This is a genomic window from Acinetobacter sp. 802_lipA, from assembly GCF_058242885.1.
Genome location: NZ_JBZAYP010000001.1, coordinates 3,303,079 through 3,327,788, shown reverse-complemented (window position 1 = coordinate 3,327,788; position 24,710 = coordinate 3,303,079). Strand labels below are relative to the sequence as shown.

Here is a 24,710-nt window from a genome sequence, read left to right as displayed (position 1 = left end):
TATGGTGCAAATCACATGGGTACGGTTACTAAACGTCAATAAAAGATGGAACTATACGTTATCGTGCTCAAGTACGTGTGCAACGAGAAAGCTACCCTATTTATAAAGTCTCAAAAACTTTTAGCAAAAAATCATTAGCAGACGAATGGATTAAACGTACTGAAGCTGAAATAGAGCTGAATCCAAAAAAGATGCTCAATCCTCAAGAGAAGTTAAAGCATGCAACTTTGGCTGACTTTATTAAGAGATACCTTGAAGAGGCAGATAATTTTGCTCGAACAAAAACATGGTCACTAAATAACATCGCTAGTTTAGAGATTTCAGAGAAAAATATCTATTCATTAACTCGCCAAGATTTTGCTGATTTTGCAATTACTCGACGTAAAGGTGATCCTTTAAAAGGTACTGAAGGGGTTGCTCCTTCCACAGCATTAAAAGATTTAGGCCATATTAAGGCAGTGTTGATCCATGTTGAACATGTTTGGGGTGAGCCTTTAGAAGAAGTCGTTGTTGAATATGACAAAGCGCTAACAGGTTTACGAAAATCAAGAATCGTCACTAAGTCTAAGACTCGTGACCGATTACCAACCTTTGAAGAGCTTCAGGCATTAACAACGCATTTTTACAAAAACTGGAAGCATAAACTAAATCTGTACCTATGCATCTGATCATTTGGTTTGCAATCTACTCAGGACGTCAGGAAGATGAAATTTGTTCTTTGCGATTAGCTGATTACGATCGTCACAATACACAATGGTTGGTTCGAGATGCTAAATACCCCGAAGGGTCTGAGGGTAACCATAAGTACGCGCACCTTGAAACGGCTTTGTTGCATAAATATGTAAGCATCTGATTTAAATAAATTTAATTTTGGATCAAAAAATAATCAAAACTTTTAAAATCATATAGTTATGAAATCTTTGTGCAACAAAGCCGTTTCAACCAAACTTCGCCGATGATAGCCTGACCATTTTTTCCATAGTGTCCTGCCTAAACGTTTAATTGTTCTAAGTAATTCATTTCGCTCTAGCGAGCTACTCTTTGTATCTTTCCATGGTTTCGCATTTTTTCTAGGTGGAATCACCGCATGCGCTTGCCGATCTGCAATGACCTGACGGCATTGCTTGGTGTCATAAGCTCCATCGGTATAAACACAGTTAATCTGCTCATCTTGTGGAATCTGATTAAGTAAATCACCAAGTGATGTGGTTCTAGGATTTTAGACCACGTCTATAAGTGATAATCTACTCCCCAATAAGCATGGGAAATGCTTGTTTTTGGAGTCAACCATGACACGAAGAAAACGTCGTAATCATTCAGCAGAGTTTAAAGTTAAAGTTGCTCTCGCAGCAATTAAAGGCGACCACACACTCGCTGAACTTTCTACTCAATTCGATTTACATCAAAACCAAATCATCGATTGGAAAAATCAACTGCTTGAGCAATCAATCAATATTTTTTCACGACCAACAGCACAACAAGAACCTGAGATTGACCTCAAAGCTTTACATGCCAAGATAGGACATCAGGCATTGCAAATTGATTTTTTAGAAGGTGCGCTCAGAAAAATAGGGCAGCTGAGCGGCAAAAAATGATCGATAAGACCCATCAACTTTCGGTACGACAACAATCGCAATTGATTCAAATCAATCGCAGTACGTTGTATTACAAGCCCAAAGAGATTTCATCAACTGATTTGAGTTTGATGCGTCTAATCGATGAAATTCATCTCGACTACCCATTTATGGGCAGTCGAATGATACGAGATATGCTACAGCGTCAAGGGCATCAAATAGGTCGGCGTAAAGTCCGACGTTTAATGCGCTTGATGGGAATACATGCTTTGTATCCAAAACCCAATACCAGTAAGCCTAATCTTGCACACCGTATTTTCCCATATCTGTTGAAAAACATGGTCATCGATCACTCTAATCAAGTCTGGTGTACAGATATCACGTACATTCCTATGGCTAAAGGCTTTGTCTATCTGTGTGCAATTATAGATTGGCATAGTCGTAAAGTACTGGCTCATCGAGTATCGATCAGTATGGAAACAGACTTTTGCATAGATGCGTTGCAAGAAGCAATTGTGAAATATGGTTGTCCAGAGGTATTTAATACAGACCAAGGCAGTCAATTCACAAGCGAGGCATTTTTGAATGAGTTAAAATTGCGAAATATCCGTATCAGTATGGATGGGAAAGGACGATGGATGGATAATGTGATGATTGAGCGGTTATGGCGCAGCTTGAAGCATGAGGAAGTCTATTTGAAGGCTTACGATACGGTTAAACAAGCGAAACAATCAATTGCTGAATATTTGGATTTTTATAACACGATACGTCCTCATTCAAGTTTGAATAAGGCAACACCGGATGAATTTTATGATCAACATTTACTAAAAGTAATGGCAGCATAATTTAAATATTTAGAGCGGATTTATCACTTATAAAACTGAATTGAGTGGTCTAATTAACGGAACCACATTAATATTCAGGTCCATGTTTCTTGCATTTCCATTCGCCCTCACCTAGAAACTTCATGCCTGTAGAGTCCATGAGTAGATGCAGCCCATCGCTACTTTTTTGGTAGCTGATTACAATATCAATATGCTTTTGTCTTCTACAAAGCGTGGTGTAATCTGGAGCTATCCAATTTAATCCGCAAAGTTTAATCAGACTTTGCACAAAGCCAGTGACCATACGTAAAGACAGACGGAATAAGGATTTAATCATTAAGCAGCATTGGATGGCTGCGTCGGAGTAGGTTTGATTTCGGCCTTGTTTGCCTTTTGATGGCGCATACCATTGCGTAGCAGGATCAAACCAAATGGCAATATTTCCGCGACTCAATCGAGGAGTACAGGATATTCTTGTTGCCTGTGTAGATGGATTAAAAGGCTTTCCTGACGCGATAGCCTCCGTTTACCCTCATACTGATATTCAACTGTGTATCGTGCATGTTGTACGCAATAGCCTGAGATTTGTAAGCTGGAAAGACTACAAGGCTGTTACCTCGGGTCTGAAAGCGATTTATCAGGCAAGTACAGAGGAAAATGCTTTAAAGTCCCTAGACATCTTCTGTGATCAATGGAATCACCAGTATCCCAAAATTGGAGAATCCTGGCGGGCCAATTGGGAAAATATCCGAACGATCTTTAGCTATCCAGCCGAAATACGTCATGCAATTTATACAACAAATGCGATTGAGTCGTTGAATAGCGTAATACGCCATTCAACGAAGAAGAGGAAAATCTTTTCATCTGATGACTCAGTAAAGAAGGTCATTTACTTAGCAACATCAAATGCTGCGAAGAAATGGACGATGCCAATTCAAAATTGGCGTTTAGCAATGAATTGGTTTACGATTCAGTTCGATGATCGATTAAAAGATCATTTATAAAAAATGGAACTTACACAAAATAATTTACAGGCTCCTTCGAGAAACCAATTATTGGAAGAAATTTGGAGATTAAGAATTCCTCGGGGACAAGCTAACAATCATTAAACCTATAATATTTATCTCTGTACACGACAAATTTCATAGGACCCTTGTCCTATCAGGCTTTTTCTTTCTTAAAATTGCTAGCACTTTCTTAAATTCTTCTTTTTTTCCAAAACCAATCAAACGTAGAATAGCCATTTGAACATAGTCCAAACCGTAGCGAAATAAACTTACTGAAAGTCGTCCATGCTTCTTTATTTTTATCGCTTTTTTCCGATCATGTTGCCATTCACCTGTTAAATAGCACCAACAGAAACCCATAGCTAGCACTGCTATCAATTTCTTGACTCGTCTAGGGTCTGTTAAACGAGTATTTTCAAGATTGAATCCACGTCCTTTGAGACAACTAAATAACGTTTCGATTTCCCAGCGTAATGCATAATCACGAATAGCAGAAGCATTAAACATAGGAGAAACAACAAGTAAAAGTTCTCCATCTTCTAATCGTAGCGCACTAATATACAGTTTCACTCGACCAACCCAAATACGTCGTTTACGACATTCAGTTTGACCAACTTGAAGATGACGAAATAAATCACTAATTTTATGATTCTTGGCTAAGTGATTGGTCACAATAAAGTTTTTTTAACACGTATACAGAAGTTAATGTCATTTTCAATTAACCATGTAAACCATTTCTCACCGATAAATTCTCTGTCTGCAAACACATTCACAATACGATCTTTACCAAAAATGGAGATAAAGCGTTGAATCAAAGCAATACGCTCTTTTGTATCTGAATTTCCACGTTTATTGAGCAATGTCCAAACAATAGGTATCGCTATTCCACGATAGACGATGGCTAACATCAAGATATTGATATCTCGTTTTCCCCATTTCCAATTAGTTCTATCCAAAGTTAATTGGACTTTATCAAATGAAAATATATTGAAAATTAACTGAGAAATTTGACGATAATCGAAATACTGACCTGCAAAGAAGCGTTGTATACGTCGATAAAATGATTGTGGTAAGCACTTGATGGGTAAGGCTTTAGATGCAGAAGAAAGATTACATGTCTGTTTTACAATTAATGCAAGCATAATCAGTGTAAAACATTTTGCATGTGACTTGTTCCACTTTAGATATTTGTTTAAGATGAGATATAACTCATTGAAATGTGTCATCATATTCGTCTTCAGAAAACAAGTATTATGCCATTATTTCAATGAGTTATCTTTTTTTGTCGTGTACAAAGAATATTTATATAATAAAATGAATTTTTCTTGACATTCAAAAAATATTTTTTGCTAAGAATACATTTTAGCTATGTCATTAAACTACTTATTAATAAACGTGTTCTGTATACATAGCCCTCTTCAAATTATCTAAAATAACTGCTCTATAATTTAAATAGATTTGAGGAGGAATGATTGGGGTTGATTAAGATAATGTAATATTAGTCATCACGACCAAATTAAAACTAATAACGTTCAGATCAGCTTGAAAATTTTATCGCTATTGAGACTTTGGAAGAACATTTCAAAACCAGGACGAATATCTTCGCCATCAACGGTGATATATCTTAAATTTGAATGCAACATTGTGCTGCAAGAGTTTTTATCTACAGTTGCCTGAATAGAGTATTCAGTACCGAATTGATCTTTGACAGTAACGTTTTTCTTTAACATTTTTTCTATACCTATAATATTAATTCATTTTAAAACAATATAATCAAATATTTAGTTAGGCAACTTTATAGTTAAATTTAAATAATTGATTTAAAGCGGTATAGAATGTTCTACCATCTAAATTTAAGTCTACTTCGATTCCAGACTGAAGCAGCACACGCTTACCCACTTCAATAGATTTCAAGCCATCACGGGTATTTTGCATTTTATTTAGAGGAATTAACGAGACTATAATTTCAGTACCATTTGAAGATTTAGCAATTAAGGTATTAGGTTTTTTCAATTTCCACCAGTTTTTTTCATATATTCCAACAAGGAATAAATATTTAATTAATAATTTTTGGTCATTAAAAAAGCACTATTCAGTGCTTTTTTATATTTAATGCTTCTTATAAAGCAACAATATTTACAGCATTTGGGCCTTTTTGACCTTGCTCTATGCTGAATGACACTTGTTGCCCTTCATGCAATGTTTTGAAGCCTGAACTAGCGATTTCGCGAAAGTGAGCAAAAACATCTGGACCAGATTCTTGTTGAATGAAACCAAAGCCTTTAGTTTCATTAAACCATTTAACTGTACCGGTAACTGTAGTAGACATAATATATCCTGCTGAATTTTAATAATTTTAGTCAAAAATAAATGACTAGATGTAACTTTGAAAATAATAAAAGTGGAGCTTAAGATCTGAAACAACGGAGGATTATGACTAAAACTGCGATACTTAAAGAAGATTTACTAAACATTACTTTTTTCTAGTTAGGCCAAGTATACATGAAAAAAGTAAATATTCAAGTTATTTATAGCTGTCATAAATTTTAATTATATTAAGTGTTCCCTGCAATGAATTGAATCGTCCTTAAAAATAGAAGTCGTAGCATCTAAAAAAGCCCTACCTAGTCGTGTGCTGAGCCTTAGAATAGCTTGAACCAAAACATTGAGGCTAGAGATGAAATTTCAAACGTTTCGCATAAGGTGTAGTATGGGTTCATTCTGGATAAATAAAATAGCCTTTAAATAAAGTTTTTTTAGGATCAATAATGAATAATAGGCTTTGTTGCACAAAGATTTCATAACTATATGATTTTAAAAGTTTTGATTATTTTTTGATCCAAAATTAAATTTATTTAAATCAGATGCTTACATATTTATGCAACAAAGCCCTTCACTTACAGTCCAGTGTTTTCTATAAATACTGTAGTTTCATAGCTTACACGCCATTACAGTGACTTGTATAAAAATTACGTTCTTAGAAACAGCTATGTATAAAATTAACTAGCCATAAAAAAAGCCTAATCTGTGAAGACTAGGCTATAAACTTTGAATCTTTTTTCGTTGGTAGCGGGAGCTGGATTTGAACCAACGACCTTCGGGTTATGAGCCCGACGAGCTACCAGACTGCTCCATCCCGCATCAACGAGTTAGCTTTATACGCCCTAAGCACCCACAAAGCAAACTTTATTTGCAATATAAACAGTTATTACATAAGCAGCATACAAAATACTAGTGCTTAGCCAATGCTTGCTTCAGTGATAAAAGCGGGATGTGAGGCTCTATAGACGCTTAATCTTGTTTTTTCACTGTCTAAAAATGACTTAGGCTCTTCAGACCATATTGATTTCCTAGAATCAAGACCCGAATGATTTAAAGCCCAATCAGAAACGGTACTATAAACAAAAGTATTATCAGCGAAAACTAATTTTGTCTTCCTTCCCACACTACTTATAAGAACTTTATGTGTAGGTAATGATCCAAATGTACTAATTTGGGTGTAAATGTATTTATAGGTTTCAGACATAGAAAAAAGTACTTAAATGACAGCGCTACTATACCATTTTAACTCTTGAAAAAGCCCACCATTTGGCGAGCTTTTTCTTACTGATCTTTATCCATGGAATGTGGCGTTGTAGTTTTATCCTGCTCTTTCGTATCTGTATCTCTTTTTTGGCATGCCGTTAATCCCAGCATTAAAACTAAACTTACTATTGCAAATATTTTCATCATTTTTGCCTAGCACGATTTAAAAATATAACTTATCAAAATCTAAAGATTTCAATGTTTAATTTATGAAACAACCTCATTCTCAGAGGTGGATCAGGAAATTTGAACAACACTTATAAGTGATATTTTGCTCCCCAAATGATGTTATAAACATCAATATATACGCCAATCTCAACTTTTTAAGTCATTGAAATAAAAAGGACATAACCTCATTTTAAATCCGTCTATGAAAATAAAATTACAGTTATGTCCACTGAAGAATTTATCATCATTGTCTATTTAATCATAGAGGAAATTTACCCAACTATAGTCTCTGAACCATTAAGAAAACGTGGTTTTCCACCTGCTTTAACCGATATTGAAATTATCACAATGCAAATTGTTGGTGAGTGTCTCAAAATGGATACGGATAAAAGCATATGGATGTTTTTTAAAAACAATTACTTAAGTTGGTTCCCTCATTTAGGTTCATATCCTAACTTTTGTAAGCATTGTGCAAACTTATGGCAAGTTCATCAAAAAATCACAGCCCAATTAACTGCACATTATGGTCAGGATCATATTCATTTTATTGATGGATTTCCTATACCTGTTTGTCGTTATAGTCGAGCAAAAAGACACAAGAATTTCAAAGAACATGCAGGTTTTAGTTATTGTGCTGCACAACAAGAGAAATACTATGGTTTTAAAGGGCATCTTGTAATTAATTTGGAGGGTATGATTACTGGCTATACTTTCGCTCCAGCAAATGTAGATGAGCGTGATGTTGCACCAGAAATCACAGAAAATATTCATGGGTTACTAGGTGCAGATAAAGGTTACTTAAGACCCAGCTTGAAAGAATACTATAAATTTCAGTATGTTGATCTACAAACTCCTTTAAGAAAGAATATGCCGGACTCTAGATCTCAAGAATCAATGAGGTTGCTTATGAGAGCACGAAGGAAAATTGAAACGGTCATTGGTCAATTAACTGATCGCTTTAATATTCAAAAAGTAAGGGCAAGAGATTTATGGCACTTATCGCATCGTTTTATCAGAAAGATTTTGTCACATACGGTCTGCGTCGTTATGAATAAAAAATGTGGTTATTCGCCGATTCAATTTGAAAAGCTTATTTAAAGTTGAGATTGGCGTAATATATGGAGTATTTTATGGCACGTAGACCAAGAAGAAATCATTCAAATGATTTTAAAGCTAAGGTAGCACTTGCTGCGATTAAAGCAGAAAAAACACTTGCTGAATTGAGTGCTGAATTTGATGTTCATCAAAACCAAATTATCGACTGGAAAAATCAACTGATTTCAGCTTCCTCGCAAGCTTTCGATCAATCAAAAGCTCCAACAGAACCACCCATCGATCTAAAAAAACTACATGCAAAAATCGGTGAGCAGGCATTAGAAATTGATTTTTTAGAAGGTGTGTTGAAGAAACTGGGCCGCTTCAACCACAAAAGTTAATCGATGACTCACTTCAGATTTCAGTATCTAAGCAAGCTCAGCTGCTGAAAGTCTCCCGTGGTTGTTATTACTATCGCCCAAAACCTGTGAGTACATCAGATCTGAAGCTGATGCGGTGTATGGATGAGTTACATATGCAATACCCTTTTGCAGGTAGCCGTATGATGCGTGATTTGTTGAATCGTCAAGGACATCATATAGGACGACGTCATACACGTACTTTAATGAAGAAAATGGGCATTAATGCGTTATATTGCAAACCAAATTTAAGCCAGGCTAATCAAGCTCACCGCAAATATCCATATCTGCTCAAAGGATTGGCTATTCAGCGCAGTAATCAAGTGTGGTCTACGGATATAACGTATATCCCTATGGCAAAAGGCTTTGTTTATTTATGTGCTGTGATTGATTGGCATAGCCGCAAGGTACTTGCGCATAGAGTATCGATTAGTATGGAGGTTACATTTTGCATAGAAACATTAAATGAAGCTATTGAAAAATATGGTCGACCTGAAATATTTAATACAGACCAAGGCAGTCAGTTTACCAGTGATGCATTTATTGATGTATTGAAATCAAATGGCATTCAAATCAGTATGGATGGTAAAGGTCGATGGGTTGATAATGTGATGGTTGAACGATTATGGCGGAGCGTTAAATATGAAGAGGTGTATCTCAAAGCCTACAGCAATGTTTTGGATGCGAAGAAGCAATTAAACGCATATTTTGAATTTTATAATTTGAAACGACCTCATTCGAGTCTGGACAAAATGACTCCAGATGAGTTTTACTATGACCAGCTACCACAACAAAATAAGGTAGCTTAACTAGAGCAGAGTATCACTTATAAATAAGCTTTTAGTTGTTCAAACATGTGGGACCACCTCTCTATAGAGCTGGGTTAATGAAACATCATTGTCAAATTTTATTTTATTCTTGAAATTGATTCTAACGCACAAACCCAATAAATGCAAATAATTCTCAATTACAATGCAGTGATTTCAAATATCCCATGCCTAAAGATACATACAATTATCTACATCACCTATCAAACAGTGGGCTTACGATATAGATTAAGCAAAGAGAGTACGGGTATTGGGAGGTAGTTACCATTCACAGATACCTCTCCCCCATCTTTTCTGTGCTGTTCCCAGTATTCGATTAATAATAAAGCAGCTTGTTTAATGGCAGATGGATATTCCGATCCAAAATTATCTGTAATATAATTTTTAATTATAGCGTCAGCAGCAACAATAAAGCTTTTTAATGAAACATCATTGCTATCATCGGCATAGTGTAAGTGGCGCTTCACTTCATGTAATTCAACAATACTCATAGATCACTCCATTTTTCCGAGTCAGCTTTTACACTTTCATCACTAAACTCGTTCCTAGAGTCTTTTACGGTGTCATAGCAAATATCACAATTTCACCTCATTCCTATTCTCATATTGATTACTTGGCATTGAAATCCCTTTATCTAGGGATTTTTCTACTATTCTTAATAAGTCCTTCAAAAGATTTCTTATAGATCAATTAATATTTGTTCATATGTTTTTTAAATAAGCCATTCACCGCCTAAAGATAGTGAGCGTACGACGCCTTAACAACCGAATAGTAAATAAGCTGCCATTAAAAAACCCGCTAACTGAAGCGGGTTTTTTAATTCACAATATTCTTAGATTACTGTGATAGAGCTTGCTTGAGGGCCTTTCTTGCCAGCTACAATCGTAAACTGAACACGTTGACCTTCATTCAACACTTTGAAACCGTTTGATTGGATTTCGCTAAAGTGTGCAAAAACGTCTTCTCCAGTATCGCTAGAAATAAAACCAAAGCCTTTAGTTTCATTAAACCACTTAACGGTACCAGTTGTAATGTTTGACATAAATATTCTCTTAAATTTTGAAAAATATAAGAATTAATCTTTTAAATCATATACATCGGATAAACCGCAGAGTTGAATCAATTGCGAAATAACTTTAGTAAATACAATAAAATAAATAATTCTAATACACTATCACTATAAGCTTTTTAGCGCGCAATAGATAGACCTTAACATATTATTTTATTGCTACCACCCAACCCCACATGAAATGCTTTTTCATCCATATTGATAAGAAAATCTTCACTAAAAGCGAATAAAGCTTATTTACCCGCTTCTAGCTAATTTTTCTTTCCTAAAATCAACTCAACTTGATGAGTAACATCCCATATTTTCATTTCTGCATGTCGCCAAAAATTAAAGACTTGATCGCCCTTAACGTACTTTTGCTTGATATAGCTCGATGATTTATTTTGATCTATCTCTTTTGCATTAAATCGCATTTTATTTAAAATCACTACTTGACCATCCAAGTCACCACCAATACAGATATTCATATTGTTCTGCCTGCTAAGTAACAATTAAACTATAGCACAAATAAAAAAGCCTACTCTTTGATAAGCTTTTGAGGCTTGTTATCGAGCCTCTGGCTAAGGATGACTTGTAATGACAAAGTAAGGCCTATCCTACATCTTAAGTGTGGAGTTTTATTGTAATATGAAAAAGCCACTTATAAAGTGGCTTTCTATTAGGAATTAGATGCTCTTTTAAAGTTGTCATCATTACTACAGTAATCCAAGCAATCTTTTAAAATGCCTACGGCTCTATATATGTGTTCAGGTTTATCTAAAAAAACTTGACCGTTATTTTGCACTTCCAATTCTGCCCGCTCTAACTCTTTTTTTCGATAGTCATCAATTGCTACTGCAAACTGAATGGTTGGTCTCTTACGATTTACATCATATCTAAATAACCAGCGATTATTTTTATTCTGAAACAGCACGCTAAAATAGCTTTCTGTATCTTTAGCAACCAACTCAACTTCAGGAAAGAGCTCTATCACAATACGACTTAATTCCTGTTCATCAACAGTAGTCACAATTCTTTCATTTTCAGAATTAACAATGTCAGCTAGCGTTGAGCTTTCGGACACAATCTCAATAGTCTCCTCTACTTTTTGTTCAACTGGCTGGGCAGTAATAATTGTAGGAGAAGATAGTCCTTTAACAACGGTGTCACTAATTGACTGCTCAACAGCTTGTTTTACAAAAGGCTGAATTGACTCTAAAAATTTAGTATTTAATTGACGAGGAATACTTGCTTGTTGAGCCACATAGCGAACAAAATCAATATCAACTTCATTAATACTTCTTTTTATTACAGTTTTAAACTGCTGGATATATTGATTTTCTTCAGCAAAAAAGCGTAGCTTTTCTACATGAAAATGGCTTTGTTGTGATGTGGTTCTAGGATTTTAGACCACGTCTATAAGTGATAATCTACTCCCCAATAAGCATGGGAAATGCTTGTTTTTGGAGTCAACCATGACACGAAGAAAACGTCGTAATCATTCAGCAGAGTTTAAAGTTAAAGTTGCTCTCGCAGCAATTAAAGGCGACCACACACTCGCTGAACTTTCTACTCAATTCGATTTACATCAAAACCAAATCATCGATTGGAAAAATCAACTGCTTGAGCAATCAATCAATATTTTTTCACGACCAACAGCACAACAAGAACCTGAGATTGACCTCAAAGCTTTACATGCCAAGATAGGACATCAGGCATTGCAAATTGATTTTTTAGAAGGTGCGCTCAGAAAAATAGGGCAGCTGAGCGGCAAAAAATGATCGATAAGACCCATCAACTTTCGGTACGACAACAATCGCAATTGATTCAAATCAATCGCAGTACGTTGTATTACAAGCCCAAAGAGATTTCATCAACTGATTTGAGTTTGATGCGTCTAATCGATGAAATTCATCTCGACTACCCATTTATGGGCAGTCGAATGATACGAGATATGCTACAGCGTCAAGGGCATCAAATAGGTCGGCGTAAAGTCCGACGTTTAATGCGCTTGATGGGAATACATGCTTTGTATCCAAAACCCAATACCAGTAAGCCTAATCTTGCACACCGTATTTTCCCATATCTGTTGAAAAACATGGTCATCGATCACTCTAATCAAGTCTGGTGTACAGATATCACGTACATTCCTATGGCTAAAGGCTTTGTCTATCTGTGTGCAATTATAGATTGGCATAGTCGTAAAGTACTGGCTCATCGAGTATCGATCAGTATGGAAACAGACTTTTGCATAGATGCGTTGCAAGAAGCAATTGTGAAATATGGTTGTCCAGAGGTATTTAATACAGACCAAGGCAGTCAATTCACAAGCGAGGCATTTTTGAATGAGTTAAAATTGCGAAATATCCGTATCAGTATGGATGGGAAAGGACGATGGATGGATAATGTGATGATTGAGCGGTTATGGCGCAGCTTGAAGCATGAGGAAGTCTATTTGAAGGCTTACGATACGGTTAAACAAGCGAAACAATCAATTGCTGAATATTTGGATTTTTATAACACGATACGTCCTCATTCAAGTTTGAATAAGGCAACACCGGATGAATTTTATGATCAACATTTACTAAAAGTAATGGCAGCATAATTTAAATATTTAGAGCGGATTTATCACTTATAAAACTGAATTGAGTGGTCTAATTAACGGAACCACATTAGTTGCACAAACCTATCTGTAAAGGGTTTTTCAGCGATATAATTTTCAAATGAAGAAGCCTACACACAAAATCTACCGCACAACCAATTGGCCCGCATATAACCGAGCACTCATGAGTCGCGGAAATATTGCCATTTGGTTTGATCCTGCTACGCAATGGTATGCGCCATCAAAAGGCAAACAAGGGCGAAATCAAACCTACTCCGACGCAGCCATCCAATGCTGCTTAATGATTAAATCCTTATTCCGTCTGTCTTTACGTATGGTCACTGGCTTTGTGCAAAGTCTGATTAAACTTTGCGGATTAAATTGGATAGCTCCAGATTACACCACGCTTTGTAGAAGACAAAAGCATATTGATATTGTAATCAGCTACCAAAAAAGTAGCGATGGGCTGCATCTACTCATGGACTCTACAGGCATGAAGTTTCTAGGTGAGGGCGAATGGAAACGCAAGAAACATGGACCTGAATATCGTCGCCAATGGCGTAAACTTCATATTGGTATAGATGCTAAAACCCTACAAATACGAGCAGTTCAGCTTACAACCAATAATGTCAGTGATTCACAGGTGCTTGGTGATTTACTTAATCAGATTCCACAAGATGAGCGGATTGACTCTGTTTATACCGATGGAGCTTATGACACCAAGCAATGCCGTCAGGTCATTGCAGATCGGCAAGGGCATGCGGTGATTCCACCTAGAAAAAATGCGAAACCATGGAAAGATACAAAGAGTAGCTCGCTAGAGCGAAATGAATTACTTCGAACAATTAAACGTTTAGGCAGGACACTATGGAAAAAATGGTCAGGCTATCATCGGCGAAGTTTGGTTGAAACTAAGATGCATTGCATCAAATTATTAGGAGATAAACTCAGTGCAAGGAGTTTTGATAGCCAAGTGAATGAAATCCATGCACGTGTAGCAGTCCTTAACAGATTTACGGAATTAGGTCGACCACTTACCCAAGTTACGCCTTAAATTTAGCTCAATTAGGGGCGCTTTGCATTTCAAATCTTTGTGCAACAAAGCCCATGAAAATTATCATGTTTAAACTCAGCTAGCTGTGTCAAATCCTCGGCTTTATTCTTCGTAAAATCAACTGTTAAAAATGGCTTATCATCCATCACATTTGGATTAATTAAATCAGTAAAAAATCTCCATTCTTTACCATTTGTGATCGCGCCAATCGTCACCCCTAAACTACTATTAAAATATCTAGATAGCTGCGGAGCATGATTCGTTAAATTAGCAACATAAGGTTTTGCTTCAATGAACATTACAGGTTGCCATTACAGTAAAGAGCATAATCAACTCTTTCTGTAGACTTTACACCTGGAAAATCAGCTGCAAATTCTGCAAGTACCTTGGTCGGATCATAAGGGCTAAAACCTAAAATATCTAATAAAGGAAGGATTAAAGCCTGTTTAGTTGTTTCTTCTGTAGTACAGTGGCCCCCTACTTTTTTCACATGCTCAATATGGCTTCTTAGTCTATTAATAAAATTTTCCATATTCCCCTCATTATTATTGCAAGTATATTTTTTGATCTAATTTTAGATCTTAACCCTTTTACTTTATTTTTCAAATATTAATTTAAATTTGTTTTTAGAATTTCATTACAGTCTATTTGTTGGACTATTTTTTATTTGATTTATTTAAAAAAGAAGTTCAAAAAATGGAAGAATCATAAGTTAAGTTCTCCTCAATCTATTACACTAATTTTGCGCCATCCGTCATAATAAAACAGATAACAGACTGAATAATATTCATTCTTCTTAATAACCCAACCCACCTGCCATCGGAACAACAATCAAATGATTTGACAGTTGATACCGACCAATATACATATAAATTCATCACTTTTTCGACCGACATAGTATACTGCACCTGCTGTTTCGGCTCACCTTTTATCATGTGTTCTCTGTTTATGAATAAAAAGCTGTTTCTTTCTTCTGGTTTAAAAACACTAAGTGTCTTGGCCATATCTATAGGCTTAACCGCCTGCGGTGATCGTTCATGGTGGACAGATGATGAGCCTAAGCTCAATGCTGAACAAATCGCACGCATCATTCCCGGACGCGTAAATGACCGCCGTTCATGGGCTGAAGATATATACGATATTTCAGAGCAGTTTGGTATTCCTCAAAATAAAGAGAATATGTGTTCGATCATTGCCGTGGTTGATCAAGAGTCTAACTTTGTTGCAGACCCACAAGTTTACGGTTTAGGTGAAAAAGCGGTTAAAGAAGTCCAAGATCGTTTAGATGAAAAATTTAAAGATAAGCTCGGCGATGCTATCGGTGGCACGATTGCGGGCTATTTCCAACAAGTTTTAAAAGAGCAACCGAGTCCTGAAGATAACTATTTAAGCCAAATGCGCCGCGTTAAAACAGAACGCGAACTGGATGAACTGTACCGTGAAATTTTTGACTATATGTCAAAGCACTATCACGTTAGTGCACTCACAGGTGCAGCCAAACTTGTCGGTCAGGACGTAGGCGAAAAAATGAACCCAATTACCACGTTGGGTTCAATGCAAGTGCATATCGGTTATGCCAAAGAAAATAAACGTGAAGGTGGCAGCATGGCTGACCTACGTACCGACCTTTATAGCCAATATGGTGGTCTGTACTACGGCATCCACCGACTGATGATGTACCCTGCTGACTATGACAAACCGCTTTACCGTTTTGCTGACTATAACTCGGGTATGTACTCAAGTCGAAATGCCGCTTTCCAAAGTATGTTGAATGACTTAACCGAAGCAGAACTGGATTTAGACGGCGACCTGCTACTTTATGGCAAAGATGGCTCACCTAAATCTGCAAAAAGTCAATCAGAACGTGAACTCATCAGTGTTTTCGCTCAGCACAATATTTTGGTTACTCCACGTCAAATTCGCTCTGACCTGAAAAAAGAGAAAGAGAAGAAATTTGAAGATACAGCAACCTATCGCGCTGTGGCTAAGCTTTATCAAGAAGTCACTAAAAAAGAACCTTTCTATGCCATGATGCCAGAAGTTGTCATTTCTGGTCCAAAGCTCAGCCGTGACTATAATACCAACTGGTTTGCCACTCGTGTCAATGGACGTTATCAAACATGCATGCAACGTGCAAAGCGCATAAAAATCTAGCCTTATTTGACTTTGATGGCACCCTGTATGACAAAGACAGTTTTACGGGGTTCATCTTCTATGTACATTCAAAACGGCATATTGCCCTGCAAGGCTTAAAAGTTCTGCCTTATATTCAAAGTTATTATTTAGGTTTTTATCCTGCCCATCATATGCGCTCTAAACTCTTCCATGCGATGTTTAAGCAAGCTGAAGTGAGCGAAATTGACGCTTATGCAAAACGCTATGCAGAACTCTTAATCAAAGGACTTAACCCAGCACTTTATAGCCAACTAAAGCAACACCAAAGTTTGGGCGATGATATAGTTTTGGTCTCTGCTTCAATTGATATCTATTTAAAATATGTGTGTGAAATCCTCTCAATCGATCTGATCTGTACCCAAGTTGAACAAGACCAGCAACGCTATACAGGGCGCTATCTGACTGCGGACTGTAGCTGTGAGTACAAAGCTCAACGTATCCAAGAAAAATATGAGCTAGATAATTACCATGCCGTTTATGCTTATGGAAATAGCATTGAAGATAAACAAATGTTGTCTTTGGCTGATTTTAGCTACTTGGTAGGGACAGATTTAAGTCTTCCTGACTTGTCAAATACATCAAATCAGCGCCAAATAAGTTAATTATTAAGCACGGATTAATAATTAGCCATATTAAATTTTTAAAAATATTTATTATTAAAATTCAGCATGTTGTATTTACCAAAAAATATATTTATGATAAATTTTGCCTAATAAAAATATTTTGAGAACCATTCCACTTAAATTATAAAAAGGCATCAGTATGGAACCGTTATCTCCACCCAAGTATGTCAAAGGTCTTTCGATCAAATTCGGTGAAAGCCCCTTTGTATTATTGGCGCAGTTCGCTTTTAATGCTTCAAAACAAAAATGGTTAAAACACGAAATCGAACATGTGCTCAATATCGCCAAACAAGGTGATTATCATCATCTGGTAAAGACATTACGTCAATTTAGTAAATAACAAAAAAAGCCACTTCAAATGAAGTGGCTTTTTTACTTACTTTTTAAAGGGAAACGCATATTTCACAATACGTTTGATGACGCTACCATACTGTTTGACTAAACTGGCATTGTTATAGTTAATGCCATACTTTTCACAAACCGCTTGTACTTTCGGCGCCATTTTACGGTAACGACGCGCGGGTACGTCTGGGTATAAGTGATGCTCAATTTGATGACTTAAGTGCCCCGTCAAAATATGGAATGCTTCTGAACCAGTTAAATTCGACGAACCACGAATTTGGCGCATGTACCAGTGACCACGGCTTTCATTTTCCAGTACTTTTTTCGGAAAAACTTCGACATCTTTGGTGAAGTGACCACAGAAAATCACACTAAATGTCCACATATTACGGATACCATTTGCAACCAAATTCCCTGTAAACACAGGCAATGCCGCAGGTCCTGCAATAAGTGGGAAAAACACATAATCTTTAAACAATTGTTTACCAATTTTGCGCTGCATAGGTTTCCATTCAGCTAAAGTCTGCGCTTTGCTTTTACGCCCCTTGAAATATTTGCCTAATTCCAAGTTTTGGATCGCAACGCCCCATTGGAACAACAAACAAAATGGAATGCTATAAATCGGTTGTAATAAAAAGCCCGGTTTCCAACGTTGTTCAGGGAATAATCGAAGCAGACCATAGCCAATGTCATCATCCATCCCTTTAATATTGGTATAGGTATGATGCTTGTAGTTATGGGTCTGACGCCAGTTATCTGCTGTACCTACGATGTCCCACTCATAGTTTTGCCCATTAAACTTAGGGTCATTCATCCAGTCATATTGACCGTGCATCACGTTATGACCTAATTCCATGTTTTCCATAATCTTGGCAAAACTCAGCAAGCCCGTGCCCAACACCCATGCAGGTGGGAACCAACCGGCAAACAAACATACACGACCTGCGATAGACGCATAACGCACCGTTGCATAGACACGACGAATATATTGCGCATCTTTCTCGCCAATATCATCCAGTACTTCTTGCTTGATGGCATCTAGCTCACGTGCAAGCTCATCTAACTCGAATGTCGTTAATTCACGATTCTTCGGGTTTTTAAAATATTCAACTTTAACAGGAATATTCATTGTATTTATTCCCCTTATAAATCGACAATAAGATCGGTTTGTGCCGTGTTGACACAAATTTTTAGAAAATTACCAGGTTCAGAATTTTGTGCACCATTAACCAAGTTTTTGGTCGAACCTTCAACTTTGTTGCAGGCACATTTATTACAGATTCCCATACGGCAGCCATGTTGAGGCTTCACATTTTGCTGTTCCAAACTTGCAAGAATGGATTGACCTTTGGGAATGCTTAAAATTTTCTTCGACTTTGTTAAGGTAATATTCACAAAACCAACATCATCATTTGCAAATGGACTCATGCTAAACGCTTCAGTTTTTAAGGTGTTAGCATGAACGAAAAGCTGCTCAACCGTAGCCACAAACCCTGAAGGGCCGCATGCATATACCGTTGCCTTTTCAATCTGATCCAGTCCAGACACATGGTTTTGATTTAAACGCTCACCTTCATCTGACTCTTGGGTATAAAACATGCTAAATGTGAAGTTTGAGTATTGTTCTGCCAGTTGTTCAAAATATGCTTTGAACGCAGCATCAGTATGCTTTTTCACCCAATACATCAAATGTACAGGCTGCTTTTTAAGCTTAGCGGTCTTTTCTAAACGTTTCAGTAAACTCAGCATGGGGGTAATACCACTGCCCGCAGCGAGTAAAATTAACTGTTGATCATTTACAGTCAATTGCATATCGCCATAAGGCTGACCGAATTCTAAAACATCGCCGATTTGAGCCTGCTCACATAGCCAATGACTTGCCTTGCCTTGGTCTACCATTTTTACATTCAGTAAGACATGTTGCGCATCAATCTGGGTCAAACTATAGGTACGTTCATAACGTACGCCTTGAACCACGACATATACAGGATGGTGTTGTCCCGCTTGCCCTATTTGAAAATGACGATTGGTTTGCAGCCTTAAACTCACCATATCGTGTGCAACTTGCTCTTTTTTTACCACTTTACCCAAAGCTTGGTGTATCGACCAAAGTGGGTTGATTTTTTGAAGCCAAAAGTTAGCTGTGTGTCGGTCTATAACACTCTCAGCATACTCAGTTAAAGGAGATTTAGTTTTTTTAAGGATCTGCATAGTAAAGGACCACGCCATAGATTTTGAATTATTATACACATGTATATATATTTGTATATATACTCTGATTGTTTCGTTTCGTTTCACAATGCCGACCAGTGGGGCTATAATGAACCGATTGATTTAATTGCTTGATAAATATGACACCGACCACCATTCAAACCCATACAACCAACACAGAGCATGAAGCTTCAAAAAAACATGCACCAGTGCTTGCACGTAGTGTTGGTCGAAAAGCAACGATTACAAAAGATGAACTGTTTCAAGCTGCTTTAAATTTGATTGGTCCTGAAAAAAGTATTGCATCCCTCAGTTTGCGCGAAGTCGCACGTGAAGCAGGGATTGCGCCGAATAGTTTTTATCGTCATTTTAAAGATACCGATGAACTGGCTATCGAGTTGATTGAACGTGCAGGTGTTGTGCTACGCCAAATTTTGCATGAAGCACGGATTAAGGCCATTCGCCAAGAAAGTATTATTCGTAGCTCAGTCGAAGTTTTTATTGAACAACTCGATGCGGATGATGGCAACTTAAGCCTGCTATTACGTGAAGCATATACGGGTTCGGCATCTTATAAAAATGCGGTCGAAAGACAGTTGAATTATTTCCAGCAAGAACTCAAAGATGATTTAATTCGTTTAGAACGTTTAAATAATAGCAAACTCTTCCACCCTGAATTGGTGTCCATGGCAATCACCCAATTGGTTTTCAATATGGGTGCCAAAGTGATTGATATGCCAAGCGTAGAGCGTAAAAAAATGGCTGAACAAACCATGATCATGATTCGCATGATTTTGGAAGGTTCACGTCATTTGGATGAAGCGATGATTCGCTAATCTGTGATTACACCCAACAGATTCGCTGAAATATCTTCTTATTTGTTTCGCTGTTGCTCTTTAATGAGCTGGTGCACAAATTCTGCGGTCTGTTTCGGTTGTTCTAGCGGAAACATATGCCCACCTTCAAGCACACTATAGTCGATCGCATAGGTTTTTTTCATCCCTTGGGGTAAACCTTGCTTATAGAAATGGCTATCTTTTGCAGTCAACACATGAATCGGCATAGCAGGTGCTTTGCGTGGGGTACGCCACCACCATGCAGGCACTGTTCTGAAGATCTCTGCTTCAGTATGTTTGGGAATGGTTAGCGTCACCCCATTTCGAGTCGAATCACTTTTTAAACCACACGCTATAAAGTCCGCAAAACACTGTTCATCAAAGTCTTTAAAAATACGATTCGGTCTGAGCGCCTGACTGGCCTGCTCAATACTTTCCCAATGATCACGACGTTTGACGGTCACCGCAGCTGGGGTGAGTTTTTCAATGGACTTCGATCCCAGCTTTTGTAACGCTTCAAATAAAAAGGCTTTTGAACCAATCACAAACGGTGGGTCCATGATAATCACTTGCCAAAACAACTGTGGTTTTTTATAGGCCGCCATAAGTGTGAGTAAAGAGCCAAAAGAATGCCCTAAACCAATCACTTGTTGCCGTGGAAACTGCTGTTCAATATCCGAAATAACTTGATCGACCAACGCTTCCCAGCGATATTCCACAGGATAGTGCGGATCTAGACCAATCATCGGAATTGCTTTGACATCAAAATCTTGATTTAAAAATTGGAAAAATTTTTGATAGCTGCCCGAGGGAATGCCATTTGCATGGGTAAAGTGTAAGGCTGGTTTGCTCATGTCATTCAAATCTATTTTTATAGCATCTTTACCATAATCGTTTTTCAATCTAAACGAAATGGCGCAGGATGAATCCTAAGTCATGAACTTTGATCACTTCGGCCAATTTATAAAAATATTCTGGGATAGATCTGAGATCACTTTGCAGAAACAGTTAAGTTCTGATTGCCTAAAAAAGTAGCGCCACAGTTGGTTTTGTCTCCTGCAATCACCACAGCACGTCCCAAGACCGTTGTACTCTGATCTGCTGCAATCGCAGAAACCACCATTCGACACTTTGGACAAAAGTGCTTCATTCCATTTAAATGCACAGCAATACCATTGATCACAAAACTGTTTTCACACTCAGTGACGATGCCACCATGTGTTGTTTTTGAACCCATTGTTACTAGAGCTTTAGACATAATTTATTGTTCGATACATTAGAGTTTTAATGGCGAAAATTCTAGCATAAGCAAGCGCTTAAAATTTCAATGAATTACTTTTCAAATACAACTTAGACATCTCTTTTTTAAGGATCCATTAAAAAAGCACCCAAAGGTGCTTTTCATACAGCGATTCGAATTATGGTTTAACCACAACCATCACTTGAATTGCTTCTGGTGTGACCGATAGGCCATCGAGCAAACCAAGACCTTCTTTTTGCAGTTTTTGTAGGCGCGAAATTTCATCTTCACGAATACTAGGGTTGAACTGCTTTAAATAAGACAGGCGGTCAATTTCGTACTGCCACTTGCTACCGTAGACTTCTTTCGCCTGTTGCACAAAGCTTGGTAAAGCCGCACGTGCAAGCTCTAATGCTTGTACATAACGCTGTTCAATCACTTCACGGCGTGCTTTCACAACTTGACGACAGCTATTACCATCCAAATGATGCAAGTACGGTTTTAAAATTTCAGGTGCAATTTTCTGCGACAGGTCTTGACCCTTTTCACTCAACAAAACGCGAACCAGCTGCTGCGGTAAGCTTGAAGGCAAATTCAATGCTTTCGGTGCAACCACATCGACCTTAAACCACACTTCTAACAACACAGAACCTTGTGGTAAAGCCGCTGACTTCAACACTGCAACGTTGGTACTACCAAAACCTTGAGTATTGATCATTTCCATTACGCTTTCAGTAAATGGATGTTCAAGAGTTAAATACTGAGCATCTTCACGTATCTGAGCTTGATCGCGGTAGAAGGTCGCAGTCATACCTTCTTCATCCAAGGTTAAACCTTGAACTTGCATTTGATCGGTTGGTTTAATGATGACTGTACCGTTGCTTTGTTCGTCAAAATCAATATTTGTCGACGCCATAAAGCGCTTCATAAACATTGGCAAAGTAGTGTTGTCATCATAAGACTCAAGCGCTTGTACAATTTCTTGCGCCACAATTGGACGACAAGAGTTGTATTCAAGCAAACGGTCGCGACCTGATTGTAACTCTGCTTCTAAGGCTTCGCGTTGCACGCTAACTGCTTCGAGTAAGTCATCTAACTGCTGACCTTGATCTGTCAGTAAACAATCTTTCAATTCAACAATAAAGTTTTCTTGTAAAGTTTGCGCAGTTGGCGAGATATTACTAAAAATATTTAATGCTTCGTTATACCAACGGAACATACGTTCTTGCGCTGTACCAATCAAATACGGCACATGAATTTGAATCCGATTTTCTTGACCAATACGGTCTAAACGGCCAATACGTTGTTCAAGTACATCTGGGTTTGCAGGCAAATCAAATAAAATCAGATCTGATGCAAACTGGAAGTTACGACCTTCAGAACCAATTTCAGAGCACAGTAAAATTTGTGCACCATAAGATTCTTCAGCAAAGTAAGCTGACGCTTGGTCACGCTCAAGTAAACTCATGCCTTCATGGAACATTGCAGTACGAATACCCGCATGTAAACGGAGTACGTTTTCAAGTGCTTCAACCACGGGACCAGTACGTGCAATAAGCAACACTTTTTTGTGTTTTAAGTCTGTACGTAGTTTTTCCATGAGCCACATGACACGCGGGTCAGCTTCCATCCACGCACCGTCAAGCTGCGCTTCTTCTGGCCACATTTGTTCACGCAATTTACCGTCTTTAGACCAGTTTTCTGGTGCAGGCAAAGGTGCAGGCTGACAGTCACGACCTGGGAAGCCTTGAATGGCTTCACGGGTGTTACGGAACAAAATACGCCCTGTACCATGACGGTCTAAAAGCTCATGAATGGCACGGAAACGTTGTTCGGGTGCATCTTCAATACGATGTCCTAGCAAACCTTCTAATGCAGCTAAATGCCCTTCTTCAAGTGGCATATCTGCCATCAGTACTTCAGCAATTTTTGCAGTTTGTTGATACTGGGTTTCTTCATCCAAGAAACGATCCAGCGAACTAAAACGCTGTGGGTCAAGTAAACGTAAACGTGCAAAGTGACTTTCCACACCCAGCTGTTCTGGAGTTGCCGTTAACAGTAAAACACCCGGAGTTTTTTCTGCTAACTCTTCGATCAAGTCATAGCGGTCATTGCCACCGTCTTCTTCATTCCACATCAAGTGATGTGCTTCATCGACCACCAATAGATCGAAACCAGCTTCTAGGGCTTGTTCACGCAAGTCATCATGATCAATCATCAAATCGATTGACGCAATAATGCATTGTTCAGTCAGGAATGGATTCAGTTCAGGATCATGTTCTTTGATTGAAGCCGTACGGGTTAAATCAAATAATGAGAAGTTCAAATTGAAACGACGACGCATTTCAATCATCCACTGATATTGCAGTGAATCGGGTACCAAAATTAGGATGCGTTCTGAACGGCCCGTTTTAAGCTGTTGATGGATGATCAATCCAGCTTCAATGGTTTTACCTAAGCCGACTTCATCAGCTAAAAGGACACGGGGTGCAAAACGTTGACCCACTTCGTGTGCAATATACAGCTGATGAGGAATCAGACCGACACGTGAACCAACCATACCACGCAGTGGACTCGACTTCATATTGGCTTGCATCAGCATCGCTTCAATACGTAAGTCGTACCATTCTTTATAGTCAATTTGGCTTGCCAATAAGCGATCAAGCGGTTTAGACAGCTGAATTTGAGCGCCAATGCGAGTCTCATTCAGTGATTTACGTTCTTCCGTGCCATCTTCTAAGCGACGAACAACGTTATAACGCACCACACCATGACGGTCTTCATGTGATTCAACCGTCCACTTGGTGCCTTCTTGATCTTGTAATTCATCGTTCACGTTAAAAATGATACGTGATAAAGGTGCATTATTCCGTGCATATACACGTGTTTCATCACTTTTAGGGAATAAGATGCTGACAGATCGCTCATCTACATCAATAAGAACTCCTAGACCTAGTTCCGTTTCAGTATCTGATAACCAACGTTGACCAATAGCAAACTGCTGCAATTTTTCCACCTTTATCTACAAGTTAGGACTGCAAATTTAATGCTCAAACATTGTTTAATATTTGAGCAAAATTATACACCTTTAAGCAATATATTTTGACATAAAGCTCACTAAAAAAGTGAGCAAATTTGAT

Annotated in this window: 22 protein-coding genes, 1 tRNA gene and 6 pseudogenes; 11 read left to right on the top strand and 18 right to left on the bottom strand. The window is 37.8% G+C overall.

Translation table 11 applies throughout. The features are described from left to right. Positions 1-15: 15 nt before the first annotated feature. Positions 16-820 (top strand): annotated as a pseudogene (locus AC4CU3_RS16440) (tyrosine-type recombinase/integrase); the annotation flags it as partial. Positions 821-901: 81 nt separating this feature from the next. Here AC4CU3_RS16440 and AC4CU3_RS16435 read toward each other — a convergent pair. Continuing rightward, positions 902-1,201: pseudogene (locus AC4CU3_RS16435) on the bottom strand (transposase); the annotation flags it as partial. A gap of 88 nt (positions 1,202-1,289) precedes the next feature. Here AC4CU3_RS16435 and AC4CU3_RS16430 point away from each other — a divergent pair. Beyond that, positions 1,290-2,419 (top strand): IS3-like element ISAcsp5 family transposase gene (locus AC4CU3_RS16430; protein WP_100228722.1). Its coding sequence is split into 2 segments (ribosomal slippage): positions 1,290-1,542 and positions 1,542-2,419, totalling 1,131 coding nucleotides; the frame shifts between segments, so codons are not numbered across the junction. Between the two features lie 70 nt (positions 2,420-2,489). Here the strand turns inward: AC4CU3_RS16430 and AC4CU3_RS16425 are convergent. Continuing rightward, positions 2,490-2,852: pseudogene (locus AC4CU3_RS16425) on the bottom strand (IS5 family transposase); the annotation flags it as partial. On the opposite strand from AC4CU3_RS16425, the pseudogene AC4CU3_RS16420 reads away from it, so the two are divergent. Further along, positions 2,851-3,402: pseudogene (locus AC4CU3_RS16420) on the top strand (IS256-like element ISAba26 family transposase); the annotation flags it as partial. The pseudogenes AC4CU3_RS16425 and AC4CU3_RS16420 sit on opposite strands and share 2 nt — an antisense overlap. A 138-nt stretch (positions 3,403-3,540) precedes the next feature. Here AC4CU3_RS16420 and AC4CU3_RS16415 read toward each other — a convergent pair. From AC4CU3_RS16415 to AC4CU3_RS16390, 6 genes are all read right to left on the bottom strand, one after another. After that, a protein-coding gene (locus AC4CU3_RS16415) for an IS4-like element ISAba33 family transposase (protein WP_155115347.1) occupies positions 3,541-4,631 on the bottom strand; the annotation gives its coding sequence in 2 pieces (ribosomal slippage) (positions 3,541-4,091 and positions 4,091-4,631; 1,092 coding nt in all). Between the two features lie 306 nt (positions 4,632-4,937). Then, entirely contained in the window at positions 4,938-5,135 is a 198-nt protein-coding gene (locus AC4CU3_RS16410; protein WP_005399626.1) for a hypothetical protein, read from the bottom strand. Between the two features lie 55 nt (positions 5,136-5,190). Then, the gene (locus tag AC4CU3_RS16405) at positions 5,191-5,418 is read right to left on the bottom strand and encodes a hypothetical protein (RefSeq protein WP_178929030.1); all 228 of its coding nucleotides are present in this window, start codon (positions 5,416-5,418) and stop codon (positions 5,191-5,193) included. Between the two features lie 106 nt (positions 5,419-5,524). Further along, positions 5,525-5,734: a cold-shock protein gene (locus AC4CU3_RS16400; RefSeq protein WP_004693506.1), complete on the bottom strand. Its 210-nt coding sequence runs from the start codon at positions 5,732-5,734 to the stop codon at positions 5,525-5,527. Between the two features lie 735 nt (positions 5,735-6,469). Beyond that, positions 6,470-6,546: transfer RNA gene (locus AC4CU3_RS16395), tRNA-Met, on the bottom strand. 462 nt (positions 6,547-7,008) lie between these two features. Further along, positions 7,009-7,134, bottom strand: a complete 126-nt coding sequence (locus AC4CU3_RS16390; protein ID WP_017397253.1) for a hypothetical protein — start codon at positions 7,132-7,134, stop codon at positions 7,009-7,011. 246 nt (positions 7,135-7,380) lie between these two features. Here AC4CU3_RS16390 and AC4CU3_RS16385 point away from each other — a divergent pair, with 246 nt between their 5' ends. Then, on the top strand, positions 7,381-8,256 hold the full coding sequence (locus tag AC4CU3_RS16385) for an IS982-like element ISAba825 family transposase (protein ID WP_000102417.1): 876 nt from the start codon (positions 7,381-7,383) through the stop codon (positions 8,254-8,256). Positions 8,257-8,276: 20 nt separating this feature from the next. Continuing rightward, positions 8,277-9,421 (top strand): IS3 family transposase gene (locus AC4CU3_RS16380; RefSeq protein WP_126624276.1). Its coding sequence is split into 2 segments (ribosomal slippage): positions 8,277-8,541 and positions 8,541-9,421, totalling 1,146 coding nucleotides; the frame shifts between segments, so codons are not numbered across the junction. 221 nt (positions 9,422-9,642) lie between these two features. Here the strand turns inward: AC4CU3_RS16380 and AC4CU3_RS16375 are convergent. From AC4CU3_RS16375 to AC4CU3_RS16360, 4 genes and pseudogenes are all read right to left on the bottom strand, one after another. Beyond that, positions 9,643-9,930: a head-tail connector protein gene (locus AC4CU3_RS16375; protein ID WP_004980169.1), complete on the bottom strand. Its 288-nt coding sequence runs from the start codon at positions 9,928-9,930 to the stop codon at positions 9,643-9,645. A gap of 341 nt (positions 9,931-10,271) precedes the next feature. Continuing rightward, positions 10,272-10,481 carry a cold-shock protein gene (locus tag AC4CU3_RS16370; protein ID WP_004693516.1) on the bottom strand — a complete coding sequence of 70 codons (210 nt, stop codon included), beginning with the start codon at positions 10,479-10,481 and terminating at the stop codon, positions 10,272-10,274. 278 nt (positions 10,482-10,759) lie between these two features. Then, positions 10,760-10,975 (bottom strand): hypothetical protein, encoded by a 216-nt coding sequence (locus AC4CU3_RS16365; protein WP_004693517.1) that lies wholly within the window; start codon positions 10,973-10,975, stop codon positions 10,760-10,762. Positions 10,976-11,166: 191 nt separating this feature from the next. Beyond that, positions 11,167-11,874, bottom strand: a pseudogene (locus tag AC4CU3_RS16360) (type I restriction endonuclease); the annotation flags it as partial. A gap of 88 nt (positions 11,875-11,962) precedes the next feature. Here AC4CU3_RS16360 and AC4CU3_RS16355 point away from each other — a divergent pair. Further along, positions 11,963-13,092 (top strand): IS3-like element ISAcsp5 family transposase gene (locus AC4CU3_RS16355; protein ID WP_100228722.1). Its coding sequence is split into 2 segments (ribosomal slippage): positions 11,963-12,215 and positions 12,215-13,092, totalling 1,131 coding nucleotides; the frame shifts between segments, so codons are not numbered across the junction. Positions 13,093-13,210: 118 nt separating this feature from the next. Beyond that, positions 13,211-14,143 (top strand): IS5 family transposase, encoded by a 933-nt coding sequence (locus AC4CU3_RS16350; protein ID WP_081405714.1) that lies wholly within the window; start codon positions 13,211-13,213, stop codon positions 14,141-14,143. A gap of 53 nt (positions 14,144-14,196) precedes the next feature. Here the strand turns inward: AC4CU3_RS16350 and AC4CU3_RS16345 are convergent. Further along, positions 14,197-14,675: pseudogene (locus AC4CU3_RS16345) on the bottom strand (type I restriction endonuclease); the annotation flags it as partial. A 416-nt stretch (positions 14,676-15,091) separates the two neighbouring features. On the opposite strand from AC4CU3_RS16345, the gene AC4CU3_RS16340 reads away from it, so the two are divergent. From AC4CU3_RS16340 to AC4CU3_RS16330, 3 genes are all read left to right on the top strand, one after another. Next, positions 15,092-16,297 (top strand): DUF1615 family protein, encoded by a 1,206-nt coding sequence (locus AC4CU3_RS16340; protein WP_087014302.1) that lies wholly within the window; start codon positions 15,092-15,094, stop codon positions 16,295-16,297. Continuing rightward, complete coding sequence (locus tag AC4CU3_RS16335) at positions 16,264-16,920, top strand: HAD-IB family hydrolase (RefSeq protein WP_178929026.1); 657 nt, start codon at positions 16,264-16,266, stop codon at positions 16,918-16,920. Before AC4CU3_RS16340 ends, AC4CU3_RS16335 begins: the two co-directional genes overlap by 34 nt. 160 nt (positions 16,921-17,080) lie before the next feature. Further along, positions 17,081-17,281 (top strand): hypothetical protein, encoded by a 201-nt coding sequence (locus AC4CU3_RS16330; protein ID WP_058869474.1) that lies wholly within the window; start codon positions 17,081-17,083, stop codon positions 17,279-17,281. 36 nt (positions 17,282-17,317) lie between these two features. Here AC4CU3_RS16330 and AC4CU3_RS16325 read toward each other — a convergent pair whose 3' ends face one another. Beyond that, a complete protein-coding gene (locus AC4CU3_RS16325; protein ID WP_178928763.1) occupies positions 17,318-18,412 on the bottom strand; it encodes an acyl-CoA desaturase in 1,095 nt (364 codons plus the stop codon). Positions 18,413-18,426: 14 nt separating this feature from the next. Further along, the gene (locus AC4CU3_RS16320; protein WP_490738404.1) at positions 18,427-19,494 is read right to left on the bottom strand and encodes a ferredoxin reductase; all 1,068 of its coding nucleotides are present in this window, start codon (positions 19,492-19,494) and stop codon (positions 18,427-18,429) included. A 140-nt stretch (positions 19,495-19,634) separates the two neighbouring features. Between AC4CU3_RS16320 and fabR the strand changes: the two genes are divergently transcribed. After that, positions 19,635-20,330: an HTH-type transcriptional repressor FabR gene (fabR, locus tag AC4CU3_RS16315; RefSeq protein ID WP_004693528.1), complete on the top strand. Its 696-nt coding sequence runs from the start codon at positions 19,635-19,637 to the stop codon at positions 20,328-20,330. Between the two features lie 38 nt (positions 20,331-20,368). On the opposite strand, the gene AC4CU3_RS16310 is transcribed toward fabR, so the two are convergent. The 3 genes from AC4CU3_RS16310 to rapA all read right to left on the bottom strand — a co-directional run bounded on the left by AC4CU3_RS16310 (position 20,369) and on the right by rapA (position 24,586). Continuing rightward, positions 20,369-21,184 (bottom strand): alpha/beta fold hydrolase, encoded by an 816-nt coding sequence (locus AC4CU3_RS16310; protein ID WP_178928761.1) that lies wholly within the window; start codon positions 21,182-21,184, stop codon positions 20,369-20,371. Positions 21,185-21,321: 137 nt separating this feature from the next. After that, positions 21,322-21,588: a PAAR domain-containing protein gene (locus AC4CU3_RS16305; RefSeq protein WP_005399638.1), complete on the bottom strand. Its 267-nt coding sequence runs from the start codon at positions 21,586-21,588 to the stop codon at positions 21,322-21,324. Between the two features lie 160 nt (positions 21,589-21,748). Continuing rightward, positions 21,749-24,586 carry an RNA polymerase-associated protein RapA gene (gene rapA / locus AC4CU3_RS16300; protein ID WP_178928760.1) on the bottom strand — a complete coding sequence of 946 codons (2,838 nt, stop codon included), beginning with the start codon at positions 24,584-24,586 and terminating at the stop codon, positions 21,749-21,751. Between the last annotated feature and the right edge of the window lie 124 nt (positions 24,587-24,710).

Coding starts and splice junctions, on each gene's coding strand:
- AC4CU3_RS16410 (WP_005399626.1), bottom strand. CDS start 5,135: ATGTTAAAGAAAAACGTTACTGTCAAAGATCAATTCGGTACTGAATAC.
- AC4CU3_RS16400 (WP_004693506.1), bottom strand. CDS start 5,734: ATGTCTACTACAGTTACCGGTACAGTTAAATGGTTTAATGAAACTAAA.
- AC4CU3_RS16390 (WP_017397253.1), bottom strand. CDS start 7,134: ATGAAAATATTTGCAATAGTAAGTTTAGTTTTAATGCTGGGATTAACG.
- AC4CU3_RS16385 (WP_000102417.1), top strand. CDS start 7,381: ATGTCCACTGAAGAATTTATCATCATTGTCTATTTAATCATAGAGGAA.
- AC4CU3_RS16375 (WP_004980169.1), bottom strand. CDS start 9,930: ATGAGTATTGTTGAATTACATGAAGTGAAGCGCCACTTACACTATGCC.
- AC4CU3_RS16370 (WP_004693516.1), bottom strand. CDS start 10,481: ATGTCAAACATTACAACTGGTACCGTTAAGTGGTTTAATGAAACTAAA.
- AC4CU3_RS16365 (WP_004693517.1), bottom strand. CDS start 10,975: ATGAATATCTGTATTGGTGGTGACTTGGATGGTCAAGTAGTGATTTTA.
- AC4CU3_RS16350 (WP_081405714.1), top strand. CDS start 13,211: ATGAAGAAGCCTACACACAAAATCTACCGCACAACCAATTGGCCCGCA.
- AC4CU3_RS16340 (WP_087014302.1), top strand. CDS start 15,092: ATGAATAAAAAGCTGTTTCTTTCTTCTGGTTTAAAAACACTAAGTGTC.
- AC4CU3_RS16335 (WP_178929026.1), top strand. CDS start 16,264: ATGCATGCAACGTGCAAAGCGCATAAAAATCTAGCCTTATTTGACTTT.
- AC4CU3_RS16330 (WP_058869474.1), top strand. CDS start 17,081: ATGGAACCGTTATCTCCACCCAAGTATGTCAAAGGTCTTTCGATCAAA.
- AC4CU3_RS16325 (WP_178928763.1), bottom strand. CDS start 18,412: ATGAATATTCCTGTTAAAGTTGAATATTTTAAAAACCCGAAGAATCGT.
- AC4CU3_RS16320 (WP_490738404.1), bottom strand. CDS start 19,494: ATGCAGATCCTTAAAAAAACTAAATCTCCTTTAACTGAGTATGCTGAG.
- fabR (WP_004693528.1), top strand. CDS start 19,635: ATGACACCGACCACCATTCAAACCCATACAACCAACACAGAGCATGAA.
- AC4CU3_RS16310 (WP_178928761.1), bottom strand. CDS start 21,184: ATGAGCAAACCAGCCTTACACTTTACCCATGCAAATGGCATTCCCTCG.
- AC4CU3_RS16305 (WP_005399638.1), bottom strand. CDS start 21,588: ATGTCTAAAGCTCTAGTAACAATGGGTTCAAAAACAACACATGGTGGC.